Origin of the sequence: Nonomuraea solani (assembly GCF_900108335.1) — a bacterium.
GTDB lineage: Bacteria > Actinomycetota > Actinomycetes > Streptosporangiales > Streptosporangiaceae > Nonomuraea > Nonomuraea solani.
Map to the genome: position 1 here is coordinate 72501 of NZ_FNVT01000004.1, position 19210 is coordinate 91710.

The following is a 19210-nucleotide window of genomic DNA, read 5'->3' on the forward strand; positions in this document are numbered from 1 at the left end:
ATTGGCCTCCGGCAAGACTCCTGTCAACGGGAAGGGCTTGTCGCTCGTCCCCAGGGCCGAGGGCAAGCAGACCCTGAAGGACTTCAAGTCCGACCAGGAGGTGCGCTGGTGCCCCGGGTGCGGTGACTACGCGATCCTGGCCGCGGTGCAGAGCTTCCTGCCCGAGTTGGGGCTCAAGCGCGAGAACATCGTGTTCGTGTCGGGCATCGGCTGCTCGTCGCGCTTCCCCTACTACCTCAACACCTACGGTTTCCACTCCATCCACGGGCGGGCGCCGGCGATCGCGACCGGGCTCGCGGCCAGCCGGCCCGACCTGAGCGTGTGGGTGATCACGGGTGACGGCGACGCGCTGTCGATCGGTGGCAACCACCTGATCCACGCGCTGCGCCGCAACGTCAACCTGAACATCCTGCTGTTCAACAACAGGATCTACGGTCTGACGAAGGGCCAGTACTCCCCCACCTCCGAGGTCGGCAAGATCACCAAGTCGACGCCGATGGGGTCGCTGGACAAGCCGTTCAACCCGATCTCGCTGGCCATCGGCGCCGAGGCGTCGTTCGTGGCCAGGACCATCGACTCCGACCGCAAGCACCTGCAGTCGGTGCTGCGCGAGGCGACCGCGCACCGCGGCACGTCGCTGGTGGAGATCTACCAAAACTGCAACATCTTCAACGACAACGCCTTCGAGCAGCTCAAGGACCCCGAGGTCCGCGACGACATCACGCTGCGCCTGGAGCACGGGCAGCCGATCGTGAGCAACACGAAGGCGGTCGTGCGCGCCGCGACCGGCGGCATCGAGGTGGTGGCCCGCGAGAGTGCGAGCGAGGACGAGATCCTCACGCACGACGCGCACAACCCCGACCCGTCGGTGGCCTTCGCGCTCAGCAGGCTCGACGAGCCGGCCTTCGAGCACGTGCCGATCGGCATCTTCCGCCAGGTCGACCGCCCGGCCTACGACGTGCTCATGGCCGAGCAGCTCGAAGAGGCCGTGGCGCAGAAGGGCCCAGGCGACCTGAGCGATCTGCTGCTCGGCGGGGACACCTGGCGCATCGGCTAGAACCTGTGACGGCGCCGCGAGGATCGCGGCGCCGTCATATGCGTGAGAGCACCTTGTCGCTCACGAAGCAGTGCATGCCGAACTCCCGGGCCCGCCGCCGCGCGAAGTCGCACAGCTCGTCGTTGTCGGCGTAGTCGAGGGCGTAGAGGTCGATGTCCAGCCCGAGCAGCCGCTCGGCGACCGTGGCGTGCACCTCCAGGACGTCGTCGGGCCACGGCTCGTAACGCTCCGTGCCCACCCAGCGGGCCGAGAACGACTCGAACAGGATGCCGTCGACCAGCTCCGCGATCTGCGGCAGCAGCCCGAACCCCCGGTTGGCCAGCAGGTACGCGGGCCTGGCCTCCTCCCTGATGGCCGCGATGAGGATGAGCAGGTGCGGCAGGTCCTCGGGAAAGGTCTGCTCGATGTTGAGCGTGTCAAGGAACAGCCCGCCGAACCCGCGCGCCATCGCGCCGGTCGCCTGGTCCACCACGTGCGCCACCCAGCGCGGATCCCCCGTGTGCACGAACGCGCCGCCCCAGTCGGGGTTGCGCACCGGGCGGTGCCAGGGGGCGGGCGGGCCCACGTCCTCGGTCAGCGACAGGTAGCCGAGGGTCTGGACGCCGCGCTCGCGCAGCAGGTCGAGCTCCTCCTCGGAGTAGAAGTCGGCCTGCAGCACGACCTTGTCGAACCTGGACAGCCGGTCCAGCTCCCCCGCCCCGTAGTAGAACGCGATGGGCTGCGTCATGGCGTCCACGACTCCCGATACCACTCGTACGTCCTGCGTACCCCCTCCTCCAGGGCCACCCGCGGCTCGAAACCGGTCAGCTCGCGCAGCAGCGTGAGGTCGGGGCAACGGCGGGCCACCGAGCCGGCGGGCGCGGGCACGTGCCGGATGGCGGGCGTGACCCCCGCGACGCGCAGGACGAGCTTGGCCAGGTCGCCGATGCCGGTCTCGGCGTCGTTGCCGATGTGCACGATGCGCCCGGCGGCCGCCGGTGTGGCCATCAGGCGCAGCACGGCCTCGACGGCGTCGTCCACGTAGCAGAACGCGCGGCTCTGGTCGGCGCCGTACAGGGTGAAGGGGTCCTCTCCGCGCGCCGCCCGCAGCGACAGCTCGGGGATGACGTGGTCGGCGCCCATGCGCGGCCCGTAGACGTTGTGGAAGCGGCCGATGACGGCCTCGAACCCCGTCGCCCGCGCCGCGTGCAGCACCGCGGCCTCGCCGAGCAGCTTGCTGATCGCGTACGTGTACCGCGGCGAGCCCACGTCCTCGATCACCAGCGGCACGCTCTCCGGCGTCGGCACGGGCACCAGGCCGGCGCTGACGCCGCCCGCGTAAGCCTCGCTGGTGGAGGCGAAGAACAGCCGGTCGTCCGGGCCGATCCAGTCGAGCAGGTGCATCAGCGCCAGCGTGTTGACCCTGATGACCCGGGCGGGCTCGGATTCGACGTTCCGCACGCCGACCACCGCGGCCAGCATGTGGATCTGGTCCCAGCCCCGCTCGATGGCGGCGTAGGCGGCCGGGTCGGTGAGGTCGGCCGAGCGCACCTCGACGGCCAGCTCGGCCAGCGCCCGGTCCCTGCGCCCGCGCGAGAAGTCGTCGACCACGGTGACGTCGTGCCCGTCGGCGCGCAGTCGCCGGGCCAGGTGCAGCCCGATGAACCCGGCCCCGCCCAGCAGCAGAACTCTCATTGCGCACTGTCCTTCGCCACGTAGCCGATGCCGGCGTAGCGGACGCCGTGCCGGGTGACCGCGGCCTCGTCGAGGATGCGCCAGGAGTCGAAGAGCACCCGCAGCCCGCCGAGCCGGTCCTCGACCTCGATGGCCCGGTAGTCGGGATGGTCGTTGACCACGATCATGGCGTCGGCGTCCGCGAACGCCTTGTCCAGGCTGACCGGCTCGCCGCCGTACTGGCGGATGACCTCGTCGGAGACCAGCGGGTCGTGCCCCATGACGACGAGACCGGCGGCGCGGAAGATCGGCATCATGTCGGCGATGGGGGTGCCGCGCATGTCGTCGGTGGCGGGCCAGCCCTTGTAGGCCCAGCCGAGCACCGACAGCCGGAGCCCCTCGGTGTGCCCGGCCGTCTCCCCGATCAGCTCGACCAGGCGCTCGGCGACGTGCCCGGGCAACCGCTCGTTGAGGCTCCTGGCCCGGTCCACCAGGTACGGCGGCCGCGGGGAGCTGGCGATCATCAGGTACGGGTCCTTCGACAGGCAACCACCGCCCACGTAACCCGGTTTGGCCAGGTCGGGCCGCGGATAGTCGAGGTTGGTGGCCCTGATGACCTCCAGCGGGTCGAGCCCGTGCTGCTCGGCGATGAGCGCCAGCTCGTTGCCGAAGGCGTAGATCACGTCGGTGTGGCAGTTGTTGGACAGCTTCACCATCTCGGCGGTCTCCAGGCTGGAGACGGGCACGATCTGGTCGGACAGGTCGCGGAACACCTCGACACCCGCCCGCAGGCTGCCGTCGTCGAGCCCGCCGATCACCTGGGGCAGCTCGACGATCTCGCGCAGCGCCTGGCCCTGGATCGTGCGTTCGGGCGCCATGACGAGCCGGACGCGGTCCCAGCGGGCGGTGAGCGCGGGCAGCACGATGGCGCGGCTGGCGCCGATGGGGACCGTGCTGCGCACGACGACCAGCGTGGCGGGGCGTTCGGCCACGTGTTCGGCGGCGGCCCGCAGGTTGCGCAGGTCGGGCACGCCCGTGGACAGGTCGACCGGGGTGGAGACGGACAGGATCGCGGCGTCCAGCGGCTCGTCGGGGAGGCGGTCGGAGATGCGGACGGTGGTCCCCAGATAGCGCGCGAACGCCTCCTGGACCCCCGGTTCGTAGAGGTGGATCCGCCCGTTGGACAGCGCCTCGACCACCCGGGGGCTGGCGTCCACGCCGTGGACGACGTATCCCTTGCGGGCCATGGCCGCCGCCAGCGTCAGGCCCACGTAACCCATGCCGACAACGCCGACTGTCTTCGGCATCTGGTGCTCCTTTCCTCATTCACAGGGGGGACTGACGCGGTCGAGGTCGACCACGGTGACGTTGCCCGCCAGGCCGTACCGGCGGTGGCGGGCGCAGGCGGCCGCGACGTTGGCGGGCCGCCTGGCGTAGTCGGTGGCGAGCACGATCTTGCCGAGCTCGCGCAGGGCCAGGGCGTCCTTCAGGTTCTCCCGGCACCAGGACTCGTCGCAGGGCTCGTCGGTGGCTCTGTAGAACAGCTCCTCCATGCCGATGCCGTCGATGGCCTGGACATATCCGGGCTGGTGGCGCAGCTCCGGCGAGTTCTGCGGCACGATCAGGAAGCCGGGGCGGGCGCGCCTGGCGTGCTCGCTGACGCGGACGATCAGGCCGGCCATCTTGCGCGCCAGCCCGGCGCGGGTCTCGCCGGGCACCCTGGCCAGGTCGATCTCCTCGTACGCGAGCGGCGTGTCCAGGTAGACCCCGTCGAACCCGGCCCGCAGCGCCTGGTCGATCCGGGGCCGGACGACCCGGTCCCACCACGCGGGCTCCCAGTAGCGCACGAAACGCTCGTCTGGCCAGTCCGGCCAGCGGTTGAGCACCAGGCCGCCGCCGCGCAGCGCGCGATACTCGGTCCTGAACGTCTCGATGGAGCCGATCTCGAAGTAGGCCAGCACCCGTTTGCCGCGCGCCCGCACCCGGGCGATCTCCCCGGCGGTGAAGTAGCCGGCGGTGGTGCCGTCCCTGGACAGGTCGATGATGGCGAGCGGGTGCGGGGCGCGCTCGACGGCGTCGAGGCGGCCGCCCGGGTAGCCCTGGAGGACGTAGGTGAACGTGGTGGTCTCGGCCAGCGGCGGAGGTGCGCAGGCCGACAGCAGGGTCAGCCCGAGGACCGAACGCATCAGGCCCCTCCTCACATCATCGCCTTGACCGAGTCGGCCAGCGGGATCGCGGGCCGCCAGCCCAGGACGCGCTCGATCCGGCCGGTGTCGGCCCGGCTCCAGCCGACCGCCCTGGACCTGGCGTGCTCGGGGACGGTTTCGCGGATCTCGCCGGTGAAGCCGGACTCGGCGGCCAGCAGGGCAACCGCCTCCCGGACCGGGACGGCCTGCCCGCTGCCCACGTTGAAGACCCGCTCGGGCAGGCCGCGGGCGAACGCGGCGCGGACGACCGCGGCGGCCACGTCGCGCACGTCCACGAAGTCCCGGTACGCGCCGAGCGGCCCCAGGTCGAGGTGCCCGGTGGCGGTCCTGAGCAGGTCTCTGGCCCGGCCCAGGACGCTGCCGGCGGACACACCGGGGCCGACCAGGTTGAAGATCCGCAGGGACGCGCCGTCCACCGGCGACCGTTCGACCAGGAGCGTCCCGGCCAGGTGGCTGATGCCGTACGGGCTGGTGGGGCGGGCCTGGTCGTCCTCATGCTGGGATCGTCCCGGCTCGGCGGGGCCGTACTCGGCGGCCGAGCCGAGACGCACGAACCGGGCCCGCGGCACCTCCGAGGCGATCGCCTCCAGCAGCACGGCGGTCGCGCCCGCGTTGCCGCGCAGCAGCTCGTCCTGACCGCCCGACATGCAGCCCGCGCAGTTGAGCACGACCGACGGCCGGGCCTCCCGCAGCAGCGCCGCCACGTCGGCGGGCGCCGCCGCGAACAGGTCCAGGTCGGCCCGTCCCGGGCAGAGCAGCCGCGACACCCGCGGATCCCCGGCCAGCAGCAGCCCGACCTGCCGGCCGAGGAAGCCGGTGGCACCGAACAGCAGAACGGTGCTCATCACACCCGTTCCCTCGTGGAGGGCGGCAGCAGCAGGGCCCGATACTCGTCGAAGCGGGCGTTGGCCTCGTCATAGTCGTCGGGCCGCCCGATGTCCAGCCAGTAGCCGTCGAACTCGTAGATGCCCGGCGGGGTGTCCCTGGCCAGCAGGTCGAGCACCAGCTCGTCGAAGCCGAACGGCATGCCCTCGGGGTAGTGCGCGATCGTCTGGCGGGACAGCGCGTAGACGCCCATGCTCACGTGGTAGCTGAGCAGCGGCTTCTCCCTGAATCCGACGATGCGGCCGCCCTTGGCCTCCAGGACACCGAAGTCGATCTTGACCACGCGCGGCGAGGTGGCCACCGTCAGCGGGACGTCGGCGCCGATGTGCGCGGCCAGCAGGTCCGCGTAGTTGATCGTGGTCAGGACGTCTCCGTTCATCACCAGGAAGTGCTCGGGCAGCCGGTCCCTGATCGGGAACAGCGGCCCGATCGTGGACAGCGGCGCGACCTCCTCGGTGTAGTCCACCTCCATGCCCCAGCGGGAGCCGTCGCCCACGAAGGCGCGGATGAGCGGGCTCAGGTGCCCGACCGCCAACGTGGCGCGCTTGAAGCCCTGGCTGGTGAGCTGCTGGAGGATGATGTCGAGGATCGCGTACTCCTCCCCGATCGGCACCAGGGGCTTCGGCAGCGCGGAGGTGAACGGGCGCAGACGGACCCCCTTGCCGCCCGCGAGAATGACGACGTGCATGAATTCCCTCCCAATGGATGATCAGCGGTACTGCTTGACGTCCCTGAGGCTGCGGCTCATCAGGGTGAGCAGGACCAGGAAGAACAGCAGGGCGGCGGCCAGGAACAGCAGGACGTCCGCCAGTGCCGAGTGGTCGGGCAGCACGAACCGCCCGAGTGGATGCACGGCCAGCGCGGCCCCCTGCGCCAGGCACAGGTGCACCACCTTGGCCTGGTTGGCCAGCAGGAAGGCCAGGAAGTAGGCGCCGCCGACGGTCACGTGGGCCGCGGCCATGGCCACGCTCGCCTCCGTCAGCGTGTGCGTGAAGTGCAGGAACGCCAGCGGCAGCGCGGTCAGGGTGGCCAGCGTGCCAAGGCAGATCAGCATGCCCTTGGCCAGCAGCCACCGGCTGCGCCTGGTGAAGTCGACCGGGTACACGACCTCCCTGATCGCGGCCCTGGTCTCGTCCTCGAACGTGTGCGCCCGGTACTCCAGGACGCCCATCCCGAGGACGAGCCCGGCGCCCGCTACGGCGATGTCGGTCCTGTCCAGCACGTACCGGGCCTCGGCCTGGAGCAGGAAGACCGCGGTCAGCGTGGCGTAGAGCAGCGACGGGAGCAGCGCGCGCACATCGGGGCGGACGAGCGTGCGCAGCGGCGGCTCGGCGGCGAGAGCGTCGTGGTCGTCGTGGGCATCGTGGGCGCCCGCCGCGAGGGTGAGCAGCAGGGCCGCGCCCACGATCCCGGCGATGCACACCACCCCGACGCAGACCGCCAGCAGACCCACCCAGCTGTCGCCGATGCCCATGTAGGCGATCCCGGCCACCACGGCGGGCATCATGATGACGCCGAGCCAGATCTCGCGCCGGTAGAACAGCAGGATGCCCGAGGCGAGCTGGAAGGCCATCTGCATGACGCAGAGGGCGACGAGCGCGACAGGGCCGTTCCTGACCAGCGCGATCACGCCGGCCATGAGCATGGCGGCCAGCACGCCGAGCAGCAGCCCGGTGCGCAGCGTGCGGCCCGCCGAACGCGGGAACCCGCGCCCGGCCAGCGAGTACGCCGTCTGCGCCGCCGCGCTCCCGAGCACCCAGCCGATCCCGGTGGTCAGGACCAGGCCGGGCATCAGCCACTGTGTGCCCACGAGCCCGGAGGCGGCCGGCAGCAGGGCGGCGGGCAGGCCGTACAGGAGCCCGTGCAGCATCTGGGCGAGCGGTCTGGCCCGCCGCAGGACCGTTCCCGCCGGTGGGCGTGGGGCGGTCATGGTGGAGATGTGCGTGTAGGCCGCCTCGGCGAGCGAGAAGACGTCGTCGTGGCCGTACTTCTCGCGGGCGATCTTGTCGTTGAGCCCCTGCGACTCCAGCATGGCGGCGACCTGGAGCGGCTCGACGGCGCGGAAGATGCCCGTGCCCATGGGCCGGATGAGGTCGTCCATGGAGAGGGGCTCGCCGCCGGAGGCCAGTGCGGTCATGGAGGCGCCTCCACGAGCTCCGCGTAGACCGAGCGGTAGTCGTCGAGGGACTGCCGCAGCGTGAAGCGTTCCAGGACGCGGTCGCGGGCGAGCGCGCTGAGCCGGCGGCGCAGCCCCGCGTCGCGCAGCAGGCGGACCGCGGCGTCGGCGGCGGCCACGTGGTCGCGCGGCGGCACCACGAGCCCGGCCTCGTCCACCGCCTCCGCGACCCCGCCGACGTTCGTGCAGACCACGGGCCTGCCGCAGGCCATGGCCTCCACCACGGTGTAGGGGAAGCCCTCGGAGATGCTGGTCAGGGCGATGACGTGGCCCGCGTGGTAGGCGTGCACCGGGGTGGAGACCCGGCCCTCGAACGTGGCGGCGCCCTCCAGGCCCAGCTCGCCGATGAGGTCGAGACAGCTCTGGTGGTAGGTCTCGTTGCCCGCGGGGACTCCGCCGAACATGCGCAGCCGGGCGTCCGGGATCTTGTCGCGAACGATCGCGAAGGCCCTGATCAGGGTGTGCAGGTCCTTCAGCGGGTCGACCCGGCCCATGAAGACGAGCGTCGGCTCGGCCGGCTCCGACTCGGCGCGGGGGAAGTCGTCGGGGTCCACGCCGTTGTACATGATCCGGATCCGGTCGGGGTCGGCGCCGTTGCGGACCTGCCAGCGCCGGTTGTACGACGAGTGCGGCGCGATCCGGTCGGCCGCGACGTAGGCGGCCGCGACCAGCCGCCTGAAGAAGCTGAGCAGCAGCACCCGCACGGCGTGCGAGACCGGCTCGTCCACGTACTGCAGGTAGCGCTCTCTGAGGTAGACGCCGTGCTCGGACAGCACTATCGGGGTGCCGTACTGCCATTTGGCGGTCATCGCCGGCAGGCTGCTCAGGCCGTTCATCGTGACGTGCACCAGGTCGGCGCGCGGTGGCGGCTCGGCCAGGGGGCGCAGCATGTGGCCCATCAGGTCGCCGGCGTTGATGGCGTCGGCGAGGGTGAGGCCGTCGGTCCTGTTCCAGTACCAGGCGTCCATGAGCTGGGTGAGGGAGTCGTTGGCGGTGAGCGCGCCCACGAGGTCGCCGCCGTCGTGGGCGAAGCGGTAGAGCGACTCCAGCACCAACAGGAACTCCTCGCTGCCCTCCCCCATGACGGCCGGCGTGAGCACCATCTCCAGGAACCGGCCGTAGATCTCGCCGAAGGCGGGCCCCGGCGTCCGCGAGGAGCGCCGGGGGCCCTTCTTCCACAGCGGCACGGACACGACCCGCCCCAGGTTGTCCGGCAGCTCCCAGACCGAACGCTCCGCGCCGTCGACCGTCAGCGCGTAGACCTCCCAGCGGTGGTCGGGCATGCCCCTGATGAGCTGGTCCATCCACACGCTGACGCCGCCCATGGCGAACGGGTAGGTGCCCTCCGACACGAAGGTCACCTTCACGGCCGCACGCTCGCGGACACGGTGACGGGGGTGCCGGCCGTGAGCGTCAGCCGGGCGATGAAGTCGGTGCCGTACGAGGTCGCGCCCGGTGCGGCGGCGTTGGTGGCGAAGACGGCGGCGTTGGAGGTGGCCTCGAACGTGATCGTGCCCGCGACCCGGTCGTAGACCGCGCTCACCGCGCCGAGCCCGGCGAAGTGGCCGGTCCGGTTCTCGACGTATTGAGCGAGCCCGCCCCAGTTGGGGGTGAGCAGCGGAACGTTGTAGTAGCCGTTGTACTTGGCCATCACGGCGTTCAGCCAGTCGAAGACCAGGTTCTTGTTCGCGCCGTAGTTGCGCAGGTTGCCCTGGTGGAACGTGTGCGTGTAGACCGATCCCGACATGACGTGCTGCATCGCCACGTCGCTCTCATGGCCCAGGATCTGGCCGTAGGTCTGGTTGACCGGCCAGTACGGGAACTTGCCGCCCGGCCCGTAGTAGGAGTTGTAGAACAGCGTCTCCTCGTCCGGGGTGGTCGTGTGGTAGGCGATGTTGGTCGGCCAGTCGGGCACGATCATGAGAGCGGGTTCCAGCGGATGGTCGATCCCGCAGTTGAAGCAGGACGGCTGGTGGCTGCCGAACGACATGTTGCCGTGCAGGTATTTCACGCCCAGGTCCTTGGCGGCCTGCAGCAGGCCGGTGTTGGAGGCGGCCAGGCCGAAGTCGGTGGGCGGGTCGATGTCGTTGGCCGGGTCGGGGTGGTAGACGCCCAGCCCTGAATATTCGCCGGTCTTGAGCACGGTCGGGTCCACGCTGAGGCCGAGCGCGGTGGCCCTGGTCAGGTTGTCCTGGATCTCGGCGCGGCTGGTGGCGTAGTCGGTGAAGTTCATCTTCGGGTGCGTGAACGTGTGGTTGATCCAGGTGAAGGAGGTGGCGCGGCAGCGCGAGTAGGTGGTGAGCGGGTCGGTTCCCCAGAACCGGGTGCAGGACGGCGGGGCGGTCAGGGGCGCGCCTTCGCCGTTGTAGGCCACGTTCAGCTTGAACTGGGCGGCCAGCGGGTTGAACAGGCGGAAGCTGTTCTGCTGCTCGTACGTGCTCACCGCGTCGCCCCTGGTCATCCGGTAGCCGGGGTCGGTTTCGAGGTGGCCGTCGGCGTAGAGGTGGTCGGTGGAGTTGAACCAGTCGTCCACGTCGGCGTTGAGGTAGTGGCGCTGCTCGCCGAGGAACAACCCCCTGGACGCCCAGCGGAACAGGCCGAAGGTGAGCAGGTCGGCCTGCGGCAGGTACTGGTTGGAGGTGAACGTCAGCGCCATGCGCTCGCGCCCGTCGGTGGACGTGCTGCGCACTCCGAGCACGTCGGAGCCGGTGGTCATGACGACGTCGGCCGAGCAGCCGGCGGCGACCTCACCGCGGTAGACGTAGGAGAGCGAGATCGGCACGTTGACGCCGCTCTTGAGGTAGTCGAAGACGCCCGCGCCCGTCGCGGTCAGCTCGGTCGAGATCGGGGTGTCGCCGACGCCGCCCTCGGTGCCGGCGCGCAGGCAGTAGTCCTCCGGCCAGGTGCCGTAGCCGGTGTAGAGCGAGACCTGGCGCACGCCGTAGTCACGCTCGTACGCCCATAGAACGTTCCATTCGGTTCCATCGAGCCCGCTGACGTAGCCGGAACCGTCGTGGTAGAGCAGGGAGTTGTTGGTGAGCAGGATCGCGTTGTACTTGCCGGTGCCGTCGGCCTGGATCAGGTCGCCCGCGGCCAGCGGCTGGGCCCTGCTGTAGAGGATGTCGTAGGGGGCGCCGACCCGGTTGAGCACGGATCGCCACGTCGCGACGCCCCAGTCGTCGGGGGCGACGGCGACGATCAGAGCGCGTAATTGGACCCGGTCGTTCGCCGCGGCGGCGGAGGCGGCGAAGGAGCTCGTTCGGCTGACCGGAACGGTGCCTTTCTTTTTGGGCAGGGGCCCCAACTTGTCCACTTTTGGACGTGCAACAGGGGCACGGATGGGGGTGGCGTGACCGTGCGGGTCCTTGGGCCTGGATACGGCGGCGTCCGATTCAGGGATGGGGAGACCGAAACCCATGATGATCACGCCCACCAGGGCGATCATCCACTTCGAGGGCTTGACAGACATCTGAGGAAATTGCCGAAAAGAACCCACCATACCCCCCATTTGGCGCTTTTTGCCGCGCTTGTGCTGAAGGTCGACATGGGCATCATCGACCAGCCTTGAGTGTGCGTACGCCCCGTTTCACTTGCGTTTCAGCATGATTTCCCAGGCGCCATTTGGCGGAGCGATCTAAAGTCTTATCCTCGATCGACGGGCGAAAGTCGGACACGCGCAGGGGGGGAGACCCATGCAGTTCGGCATTCTGGGCGCACTGGAAGTTACAGACGGTAACCGTCAATTACCTTTGCGCTCGATCAAGCAACGCAGCCTGCTGGCCATGCTGCTGTGCCACCACGGGGCGGTCGCGCACAGTGACATCCTGATCGACGCGCTGTGGGGCGCGGAGGCCGGCCAGGCCGGTAACCAGCGCCTGCGGCTGCAGTTGCATCGCCTGAGACGTACGCTCGGCGCCGCCACGGTCATCGAGCACCAGTCGACCGGCTACCAGCTCCGCGTGCCGCCCGACTCGGTGGACGCGTGGCGGTTCGAGCGGCTCGTGCGCGAAGGCCGTCAGGCGCTGGAGTCGAAGAGCCTGGTCCGGGGCAGTGACCTGCTGCGGGCCGCGCTCGACATGTGGCGCGGGCCGGCGCTGTCCGGGCTGGACGACATCTCGTTCCTGCACCGCCAGGCCACCCGGCTGGACGAGCAGCGGCTGGCCGCCCTCGCCGACCGGATCGACGCCGACCTGCGGCTGCGCCGGCATGCCCAGCTCGTCGGCGAGCTGTCCGCGCTGGTCCGCGAGCACCCGCTGCGCGAGAGGTTCCGCGGTCAGCTCATGCTGGCGCTCTACCGGGGCGGACGGCAGGCGGAGGCCCTGGAGGTCTACCGCGACGGCCGCCGCATCCTTTCCAAGGATCTCGGTTTGGAACCTTCCCTTGAGCTGCGCCGGTTACAGGCGGCCATCCTGACCAGCGACTCCTCCCTGGGCGCGGGCCTGACCGGCGCCAACGGCCACGCCGTGCACCGGCGTCACGACCATCGGCATGCCGGAGGGTGCCCGCACTGCTCCAAACGGGCGCGCTGACGACGGGGTAACGCCGCTTCGCGATGGACCGATACATCTCGGAATGCGTCGGAGGACTCGCGGGGGGCTGCTGAGTGGCCGGAGCAAGCGCGTTACCCACAGATTCCGGCTCTTCCCGGGCCAACGCCTTCAACCTGCTGCGGCTTCTGGGAGCGCTCGCCGTCGTCGTGGAGCACAGTTGGGTGCTCTCCGGGCACGGCACCCCGCTGACCCCGGCCAGCGGGATCGGCGCCGGTGGCATCGGCGTCGGCGTCTTCTTCCTCATCAGCGGCTACCTGATCAGCGCGAGCTGGCTGTCCGACCCGTCGCCCGCCCGCTACACGCTCCGCAGGGTGTTACGGATCTATCCCGCGTACGCCCTGGTCGTCGTCCTGACGGCGCTGCTGCTCGGGCCGCTGGTGAGCACGTTGCCGGCGGCCGACTACTTCGCCGCGTCCGGCACCTGGGGCCACATCGTGCGCGGGCTGCTCATCCAGCCGGTGAGCTACACGCTGCCCGGCGTCTTCGAGGGGCTGCCCTATGCGGGCGCGGTCAACGGGTCATTGTGGACGATCTGGGTCGAGGTGCTCTGTTACGCGGGCGTGGCCGTCATGGGGCTGCTCGGGCTGCTGCGCCGCCGGGCGGTGCTGGCCGGGCTGGTCGTGGTCGCGCTGGCCGCCACCACGGTCATCCACCTCACCGGGTACGCCGGTCCGCTCGTCCCGCTGGTCGTCTCGGCCTTCGCCGCGCAGCCGCTGGCCTTCTTCGCGCTCGGCATGCTGATCAGGGAGCTGCGCTGGGTGCCGCCGGTGTGGCTGACGGCGGTTCTGCTGGTGGTGTGGCCGCTGCTGTGGGGGACGCCGCCGGCCAACCTCGGGGCGATCGCGGCGATCACCTGCGTGACGTTCCTCGTCGCCTTCCGCGCGCCGGCGGCGCTGCACCGGCCCACCGGCTCCTACGACCTGTCGTACGGCGCGTACCTGCTGGCCTTCCCGGCCCAGCAGGTGCTGGTCCTGCTCGGGCTCCGTGAGCCGTGGCTGGTGCTGCTGGCCACGACCGCCATCGTGCTGCCGCTGGCCGCGCTGAGCTGGCGCCTGGTCGAGGCCCCCGCCCTCCGGCTGCGCCGGCGCAAACCGGTGGCGGTCCCGCCTTAGACGATCTCCGCCTGCGCCAGCAGTCGTTGCAGGTGCAGGCCGCGGTGGACGTCGATGGGATGCGGTACGCCCGTGCGCACGGCCTGGGCGAACTCCGCGCGCAGGTTGGCCCTGGTCGGCGCCGAGTCTTCTGGGAGCTTGGTGAAGTCGAGCACCAGTGTCCCCTGCGGGCCGTACACCTCGTAGTGCGTGCGGCGGCCCGGCGGGACCCGGCCGCAGATCGTGAGCTGGCTGACCGCGCCGCTCTCATGCCGGCAGGTCAGCGCGAGGAAGCCGTCCTTGTTGCCCATGCCGGTGATCTCCTCGATGTGGCCCAGGGCCGCGTCGAGCAGATCGATTCCGTGCGGCCCGGTGTTGTAGAGCACGCCCGCCGTCGCGCGCCACGGGCTGTCCGCGTACGTGCCGTCGAGGAACTCACCGGTGAGCTGGCAGCCGCGCGCCCCGATCACCGGGAAGTCCCGCAACCGGTCCAAGAAGTCGCGGATGACGGGCCGGTAGCGGTGGGTGAGCACGACCTGGGTGGGCACGCCGGTGGCCTCGACCGCCGCGGTCAATGCCGCCGCCTCGGGCACCGACAGCGCGATCGGCTTCTCCAGGAGGAGGGCGCGGCCGGCGTGGGCGGCCCGGGTCGCCAGGGTGGCCTGGACGTCGGGCGGCACCGCGAACACGACGCCTTCGCAGGCGCTCAGAAGGTCCTCGTACGAGCGGAAGGCGGTCACGCCGTACTCGCCCGCCAGTTCCTCGGCGGCCGCATGCCGTCTGCTCCAGACCCCGGCGAGCCTGGTCTCCGGGCCGGCGGCGAACGTGGGCGCGTGGAAACGCCGCGCCCACGGACCGGCGCCGGCCAGCCCGACCGTCACCGGCTCGCTCATGGCGTGATCCGGTAGACGTGGTAGCTGTCCGGCCGCTCGAACGTGTCGGTGAAGGCGCCGTCGCGGACGGGGACGGTCCGGTTCTCGAACATGACCTCCACGTTCCCGGCCGTCGCGAGGCCCTCGGGGAGCCGCAGCGTCTGCGGGCCCGGCGCGGTGGCCTCCCCCACCATGGCGAACACGTAATAGGAGCCGTCATGCCCCTTGAGCATGGTGTCCAGCTCGGGGTTGAAGGAGTGGACGTAGGACTGGGTGTTGAGCACCGGCGCCAGCGAGCGGATCCTGCCGTTCAGCTCGGTCACGGCCGCCCTGATGTCCTTGGCGCACGGCTCGCGCAGCACGTGCTGGGTGGGGCAGGGGCCGGCGAAGCTGTGGTTGAAGTAGATGATGCCGCGGGCCTCGTGGATGAGCGAGTTCATCACCGCTCCGGCGACCTCGTCGGGGGTGATGGAGCGCAGGCCGTTCGTGCCCGGCCAGCCCAGTTCGACGAAGGCGTAGACGGGCTGGCGGCGGCCGTCCAGGGCGTCGAGCCGCCTGCCCCGGTCGACGACCCGGCCGTAGTTGGCCGCGCGCGGGCAGCGGTCCGAGGTCAGCTTGATGAAGTTCGCCGCCTCCGGGCAGATGCCGGTGTCGGTGTACCAATAGACGTCCGTCGACATGATGTCGGTGTAGCCGTTGACGAACCGGTCCGCCTCCGCGTCGGACTCCCACATGGCGATGCCCTTGCCGTAGTTGGCGTAGTGCATCCGCCCGTCGTTCTTGGGGAGTTTGTCCTTGAGCGTGCGCATCGCGGTGTAGCCGCAGGGCGGTTTGTCGGGCAGGCACACCTGTCCTTCGCCGCCGTACTTGCCGCTCCAGACGCCGTCGCCCGGCCCGGCGAACATGTCGGCCTCGTCGGCGATCATCCAGCCCACCGTCTCGCCGCCCGCGCCGGGCAGGGGCTTGCTGGTGATGGCGGACATGCCGTTCGAGCGGACCAGGCCCATGTTGCTGTTGGCGGTCAGCTCGACGTAGGTGTTGAGCCCGGCCTCCTTGTCCAGCCGCACGTCGCGCTCCTCGACGACCGACTCGAACCAGACCCCGATCGGGAAGAAGTCCGGCTTCGTCCAGCCCGCGTCCGCCGCCGCGCCGAACCTGGCGTAGTAGGCGGGGCCGCCCTCCCAGGTGACCCGTGGCAGGTCGAAGCGCTCCGCGCTCGCCCGTACCTGTGCGACGACCCACCCCACGCCGATCAGCAACACCAGCGCGACCAGCAACAACCGCTTGGGCACCTTCCGGGTAGCCATTTCCCTCCCAGCTAGGGGGTTATCCGATAGACGTGGTACGCGTGCTCCGCCTCGAAGGTCGCGGTGAAGCGCCCCTCCCTGTCGACCTCGATGGGACGGCGGGTCAGGAGATCCTCGATCCGGCCGCTCTTCGACAGGTTCGCCGGAACCGTGAGCGGGTACGCCCCCGCCGGTCTGCCGCGCCCGAGCATGGCGAACAGGTAGAAGGAGCCGTCGTGCCGCTTGACCATCGTGTCCAGGTCGGGCGCAAAGTCGTAGGCGTAGGACTGGGTGTTCAGGATGGGCGCGAACCGCTCGATCAGGCCGTCGATGTCCGTCACGGCCTTCCTGATCGCCTGACCGCAGGCGCTGCGGAGCAGGTTGCCGCTCTTGCAGCGCGGGCCCGGGTCGTGGGCGTCGTAGACGATGCCACGCGCGCCGTGGATCAGCGAGCTCATCACCGCGCCGCCCACCTGCGGCGGCGTCAGCCCGGCGAGCGAGATGACGGCGAAGACCGGTTTCCTGCGGCCGTCGGCGGCGTCCAGCTCCCGCACCCGGTCCACGGTCTCGCCGTAGTTGGCGGCCAGGCGGCACTGGGCGGCCGGGAGCTGCCGCCAGCGGGTGGCCTCGGCGCAGATGTTCGGGTCGTTGTACCAGGAGACGTCCACTCCGACGAGGTCGGCGTAGTCGTTGACGAACTTGAGCCCCTGCTGGTCGGTGGCCCAGTGGGTGACGCCCTTGCCGAAGGCGGCGTAGCGCGGCCGGGAGTCGCCGGGCAGCCGGCCGGCAAGCGTTTGCATCACCGTGTAGCCGCAGGCCAGGAGGGCGGGCTTGCACGGGGGCGGGGACGCGGCGACCGAGCCGGTCCAGTCGGCGTCGCCGATGCCCGCCCATACGTCGGCCTTGTCGGCCAGCGTCCAGCCCACCGTCTCCGCGCCCGCGCCGGGCAGCCGCTTGGCGGTCAGTGCGCTCATCCCGGCCTTCCGGAGCGGTTCCGGCCTGCTGTCGGCGGTCAGCTCGACGTAGGTGTTGATGCCCATGGAGCGGTCCGTGGCGGCCTGGTCGTCGCGCCGGACCGTGGCGAACCACAGCCCGACGGGGAAGAAGGAGGGCTTTGTCCAGCCCGCGCTCACCGCTTCCGGCCAGGCGTCGTAGGCTGCCGGGCCGCCCTCCCAGGGGATGGGGCGCAGCGACATGGTCGCGGCCGTCATCGACCCCGGCGCGGGGGCCGCCGGGTGGGCGCGCAACCAGGTGAACCCGGCGACCGCCACCACGGCCGCCATCACGACCGTCCCCGCCTTGGCCAGCGTGAGCAGCCTCACGACGTCCCCCTGCCCGTCATTCCGGCGCGTTCGGCGGACGTTCGGCCAGGGCCGCCAGGTCGGCGGCGCGGCCCGTCCACGACGCGTTCGCCAGCGACGCGCGCAGCGCCGCCGGCGGCTGCGGCGGGCCCTCCGCCAGGCTCACCTTGATCGCCGCGATGAACTCCTCCGGGGCCGCCGCCGCCCTCACCCGGCCGGCGTAGTGGGCCAGCTCGTCGAACTCGGTGCTGACCACCGGCAGGCCGAGCGCGAGGAACTCCTTGAGCTTGATCGGGTTCGCGTGCCTGATCCAGTCGTTGTCCAGCCAGGGCATGATCGCGACGTCGAAGCCCGAGCCGTAGGCGGGGATGACCGAGTACGGGCGGAACCCGAGCCAGTGCACGTTGGGATGCTTGGTGAGCCGCTCGATGTCGCCGTTCGCGTCGCCGATCAGGACGAGCGAGGCGCGGGGCAGCTCCACGGCCACCCGTTCGAGCAACTCGAAGTCGACCACGAAGTCGTCGAGCGCGCCGAAGAAGCCGATCCGGGGCCCGGGGATGGCCAGCAGGTCGCCGGGCTGCTCCGCGGCCGGGACCGGGGTGAAATGCCGCAGGTCGACCCCATGGTCGAGGAAGTGGGCCCGGGTCCCGGTCAGCGGCGCCTCCTCGGCCATCAGGGCGCGACTGGCGTAGACGACGCGATCGGCACGTTCCAGGAGGCGGCGTTCCAGGGCCTCGATCGTGGCCTTGTCCGACTCGGGGAAGGCCGAGTGGCGGTCGGAGCGGTTGAACACCAGGGCGCGGCGGCTCATCGGGCGTACCGCGTCCCAGGCGGTCGGGATGGTCACCACGATCACCGGGCGGCGCAGGCCCAGCAGCGCGCAGACGGCCCGTACCTGGGTCCTGATCAGCCAGGCGTTCAGCGCCCGGCCCCGCGACGTGCGGTAGAGGGGTAAGGGGAGCGGGGACATCACCCATAATCGGGGCTCCACCCGGCGGACGAGCTTGGCCACGCTGCGGAGCTTCCTGGCGATGCGCCTGGCCACGAACGTGCTCCGGCCGGGCATCGGCATGCGCATGCCGATGCTGTTGACGATCAGGACCTTGCGCGACGCGGCGAGGTGGCGCATGAGCTGGAAGTCGGAGTGCGCCCGGTTGTGATACCACCAGTCCTGGGCGGAGAAGCAGACATAAGGCGGCGGGGCGCCGGGCGGCTCCGGCCACTCCGGCATCGTGGCCAGCTCGCGCAGGGCCCGCCGGTGGCGTTCGCCGTCCTGTTTCCCCCGGCGGACGGCGCGCAGGGCCTCGTTCAGCGCCACCGCCAGCCTCATGAGCGCGCCACGGGCCCGGCCGTGGCGCTCACGGTGCAGGCGGACGCGGTTGAGCGCGGCCAGCGTCCAGAGCGGGCTGGAGTTGGCCTGATCGCCGCCGAGGTGGACGGCGCGCGCCCGCGGCTCGTAGGCGATGGCGAAGCCGTGGTCGCGGGCTCTCAGCATGTACTCGGTCTCTTCCGAGTACAGGAAGTAGCGTTCGTCGAGGGGTCCCAGGGCGTCCAGGCAGGGGCGAGAGATCAGCCAGGCCGCGCCGGTCGCCCAGTCGGGCGTGCACGGCTTGTCGTAGGCGCGGGGGTCGACGACCAGTTCGCCGAGGGGGGCGTACATGCCGGCCGTGAGCCCGCCGAGCAGGGCCTCGCCGAGGGCGCGCAGCACGGTGGGGCGGCGGCGCAGCGACAGTTGGAGCTTGCCGTCGCCGTACGCCAGCCGGGGCACCGCGATGCCGATGCCGGGATCGCCCAGCCGCTCGCGGAGCAGCCGTACGGAGCCCGGCTTGAGCCTGATGTCGGCGTTCAACACGAGAACGTCGCAGCCGGGCGCGGCGGCGATGCCCGCGTTCACGCCGGCCGAGAACCCGCCATTACGGCCGGTCCTGATCAGCTCGACGCCCGGCCCGGCGGCGAGCACCCTGGCCACCGTGTCGTCGCGTGAGTCGTTGTCCACCACGATGGTCCTGGCGGCTCCCGCCCCGCGCAGCGCCGGCTCCAGACTGGCCAGGCACTCCTCGATGATCTGGCCGCTGTTATAAGTGACGATGACGACGGCAAGCGTGGGGACGTCGGTCACGGGCACGCTCATC

Annotated in this window: 16 protein-coding genes; 3 read left to right on the forward strand and 13 right to left on the reverse strand. The window is 70.8% G+C overall.

The annotated features are described in order from the left end of the window. The first annotated feature begins 1 nt into the window (after window position 1). On the forward strand, window positions 2-1057 hold the full coding sequence (locus C4V41_RS15825) for a 2-oxoacid:ferredoxin oxidoreductase subunit beta (RefSeq protein ID WP_103956655.1): 1056 nt from the start codon (window positions 2-4) through the stop codon (window positions 1055-1057). A gap of 34 nt (window positions 1058-1091) precedes the next feature. Here C4V41_RS15825 and C4V41_RS15830 read toward each other — a convergent pair whose 3' ends face one another. From C4V41_RS15830 to C4V41_RS15870, 9 genes are read right to left on the reverse strand one after another with little or no spacing between them, the layout of a single operon-like run. Next, window positions 1092-1784, reverse strand: coding sequence for a hypothetical protein (locus C4V41_RS15830; RefSeq protein ID WP_103957308.1), 693 nt, complete (start codon window positions 1782-1784; stop codon window positions 1092-1094). Continuing rightward, a complete protein-coding gene (locus tag C4V41_RS15835; RefSeq protein WP_103956656.1) occupies window positions 1781-2731 on the reverse strand; it encodes an NAD-dependent epimerase/dehydratase family protein in 951 nt (316 codons plus the stop codon). The genes C4V41_RS15830 and C4V41_RS15835 overlap by 4 nt, the downstream gene beginning before the upstream one ends. Further along, complete coding sequence (locus C4V41_RS15840) at window positions 2728-4017, reverse strand: nucleotide sugar dehydrogenase (protein WP_103956657.1); 1290 nt, start codon at window positions 4015-4017, stop codon at window positions 2728-2730. Before C4V41_RS15840 ends, C4V41_RS15835 begins: the two co-directional genes overlap by 4 nt. Before the next feature lie 15 nt (window positions 4018-4032). Next, complete coding sequence (locus C4V41_RS15845) at window positions 4033-4896, reverse strand: endo alpha-1,4 polygalactosaminidase (RefSeq protein ID WP_103956658.1); 864 nt, start codon at window positions 4894-4896, stop codon at window positions 4033-4035. A gap of 11 nt (window positions 4897-4907) precedes the next feature. Beyond that, the gene (locus C4V41_RS15850) at window positions 4908-5762 is read right to left on the reverse strand and encodes an NAD-dependent epimerase/dehydratase family protein (RefSeq protein ID WP_103956659.1); all 855 of its coding nucleotides are present in this window, start codon (window positions 5760-5762) and stop codon (window positions 4908-4910) included. Beyond that, complete coding sequence (locus C4V41_RS15855; RefSeq protein ID WP_103956660.1) at window positions 5762-6490, reverse strand: sugar phosphate nucleotidyltransferase; 729 nt, start codon at window positions 6488-6490, stop codon at window positions 5762-5764. The genes C4V41_RS15850 and C4V41_RS15855 overlap by 1 nt, the downstream gene beginning before the upstream one ends. 21 nt (window positions 6491-6511) lie before the next feature. After that, a complete protein-coding gene (locus C4V41_RS15860; RefSeq protein WP_103956661.1) occupies window positions 6512-7939 on the reverse strand; it encodes a hypothetical protein in 1428 nt (475 codons plus the stop codon). Continuing rightward, a complete protein-coding gene (gene pelF, locus C4V41_RS15865; protein ID WP_103956662.1) occupies window positions 7936-9345 on the reverse strand; it encodes a GT4 family glycosyltransferase PelF in 1410 nt (469 codons plus the stop codon). The genes C4V41_RS15860 and pelF overlap by 4 nt, the downstream gene beginning before the upstream one ends. Continuing rightward, complete coding sequence (locus tag C4V41_RS15870; protein WP_146103671.1) at window positions 9342-11291, reverse strand: Agd3-related carbohydrate deacetylase; 1950 nt, start codon at window positions 11289-11291, stop codon at window positions 9342-9344. Before C4V41_RS15870 ends, pelF begins: the two co-directional genes overlap by 4 nt. Window positions 11292-11727: 436 nt before the next feature. Between C4V41_RS15870 and C4V41_RS15875 the strand changes: the two genes are divergently transcribed. Both C4V41_RS15875 and C4V41_RS15880 read left to right on the forward strand, forming a co-directional pair. Next, window positions 11728-12507, forward strand: a complete 780-nt coding sequence (locus C4V41_RS15875) for an AfsR/SARP family transcriptional regulator (protein ID WP_160150295.1) — start codon at window positions 11728-11730, stop codon at window positions 12505-12507. Window positions 12508-12581: 74 nt separating this feature from the next. Beyond that, the gene (locus C4V41_RS15880; protein ID WP_103956665.1) at window positions 12582-13640 is read left to right on the forward strand and encodes an acyltransferase family protein; all 1059 of its coding nucleotides are present in this window, start codon (window positions 12582-12584) and stop codon (window positions 13638-13640) included. Here C4V41_RS15880 and C4V41_RS15885 read toward each other — a convergent pair. The 4 genes from C4V41_RS15885 to C4V41_RS15900 are packed head-to-tail and all read right to left on the reverse strand — an operon-like array spanning window position 13637 to window position 19209. After that, a complete protein-coding gene (locus C4V41_RS15885; protein ID WP_103956666.1) occupies window positions 13637-14512 on the reverse strand; it encodes a Gfo/Idh/MocA family protein in 876 nt (291 codons plus the stop codon). The two genes, C4V41_RS15880 and C4V41_RS15885, sit on opposite strands and share 4 nt — an antisense overlap. After that, window positions 14509-15798 (reverse strand): hypothetical protein, encoded by a 1290-nt coding sequence (locus tag C4V41_RS15890; protein WP_146103672.1) that lies wholly within the window; start codon window positions 15796-15798, stop codon window positions 14509-14511. Before C4V41_RS15890 ends, C4V41_RS15885 begins: the two co-directional genes overlap by 4 nt. A gap of 11 nt (window positions 15799-15809) precedes the next feature. Continuing rightward, the gene (locus C4V41_RS15895; RefSeq protein WP_103956668.1) at window positions 15810-17099 is read right to left on the reverse strand and encodes a hypothetical protein; all 1290 of its coding nucleotides are present in this window, start codon (window positions 17097-17099) and stop codon (window positions 15810-15812) included. Between the two features lie 16 nt (window positions 17100-17115). Next, window positions 17116-19209 carry a glycosyltransferase gene (locus C4V41_RS15900; protein WP_103956669.1) on the reverse strand — a complete coding sequence of 698 codons (2094 nt, stop codon included), beginning with the start codon at window positions 19207-19209 and terminating at the stop codon, window positions 17116-17118. Window position 19210 lies beyond the last annotated feature (1 nt).

What these genes read in the sequence shown, in the direction of transcription:
- C4V41_RS15835 (WP_103956656.1), bottom strand. Translation starts at nt 2,731, where the DNA reads ATGAGAGTTCTGCTGCTGGGCGGGGCCGGGTTCATCGGGCTGCACCTG.
- C4V41_RS15840 (WP_103956657.1), bottom strand. Translation starts at nt 4,017, where the DNA reads ATGCCGAAGACAGTCGGCGTTGTCGGCATGGGTTACGTGGGCCTGACG.
- C4V41_RS15845 (WP_103956658.1), bottom strand. Translation starts at nt 4,896, where the DNA reads ATGCGTTCGGTCCTCGGGCTGACCCTGCTGTCGGCCTGCGCACCTCCG.
- C4V41_RS15890 (WP_146103672.1), bottom strand. Translation starts at nt 15,798, where the DNA reads ATGGCTACCCGGAAGGTGCCCAAGCGGTTGTTGCTGGTCGCGCTGGTG.
- C4V41_RS15900 (WP_103956669.1), bottom strand. Translation starts at nt 19,209, where the DNA reads ATGAGCGTGCCCGTGACCGACGTCCCCACGCTTGCCGTCGTCATCGTC.
- C4V41_RS15860 (WP_103956661.1), bottom strand. Translation starts at nt 7,939, where the DNA reads ATGACCGCACTGGCCTCCGGCGGCGAGCCCCTCTCCATGGACGACCTC.
- C4V41_RS15850 (WP_103956659.1), bottom strand. Translation starts at nt 5,762, where the DNA reads ATGAGCACCGTTCTGCTGTTCGGTGCCACCGGCTTCCTCGGCCGGCAG.
- C4V41_RS15885 (WP_103956666.1), bottom strand. Translation starts at nt 14,512, where the DNA reads ATGAGCGAGCCGGTGACGGTCGGGCTGGCCGGCGCCGGTCCGTGGGCG.
- C4V41_RS15855 (WP_103956660.1), bottom strand. Translation starts at nt 6,490, where the DNA reads ATGCACGTCGTCATTCTCGCGGGCGGCAAGGGGGTCCGTCTGCGCCCG.
- C4V41_RS15830 (WP_103957308.1), bottom strand. Translation starts at nt 1,784, where the DNA reads ATGACGCAGCCCATCGCGTTCTACTACGGGGCGGGGGAGCTGGACCGG.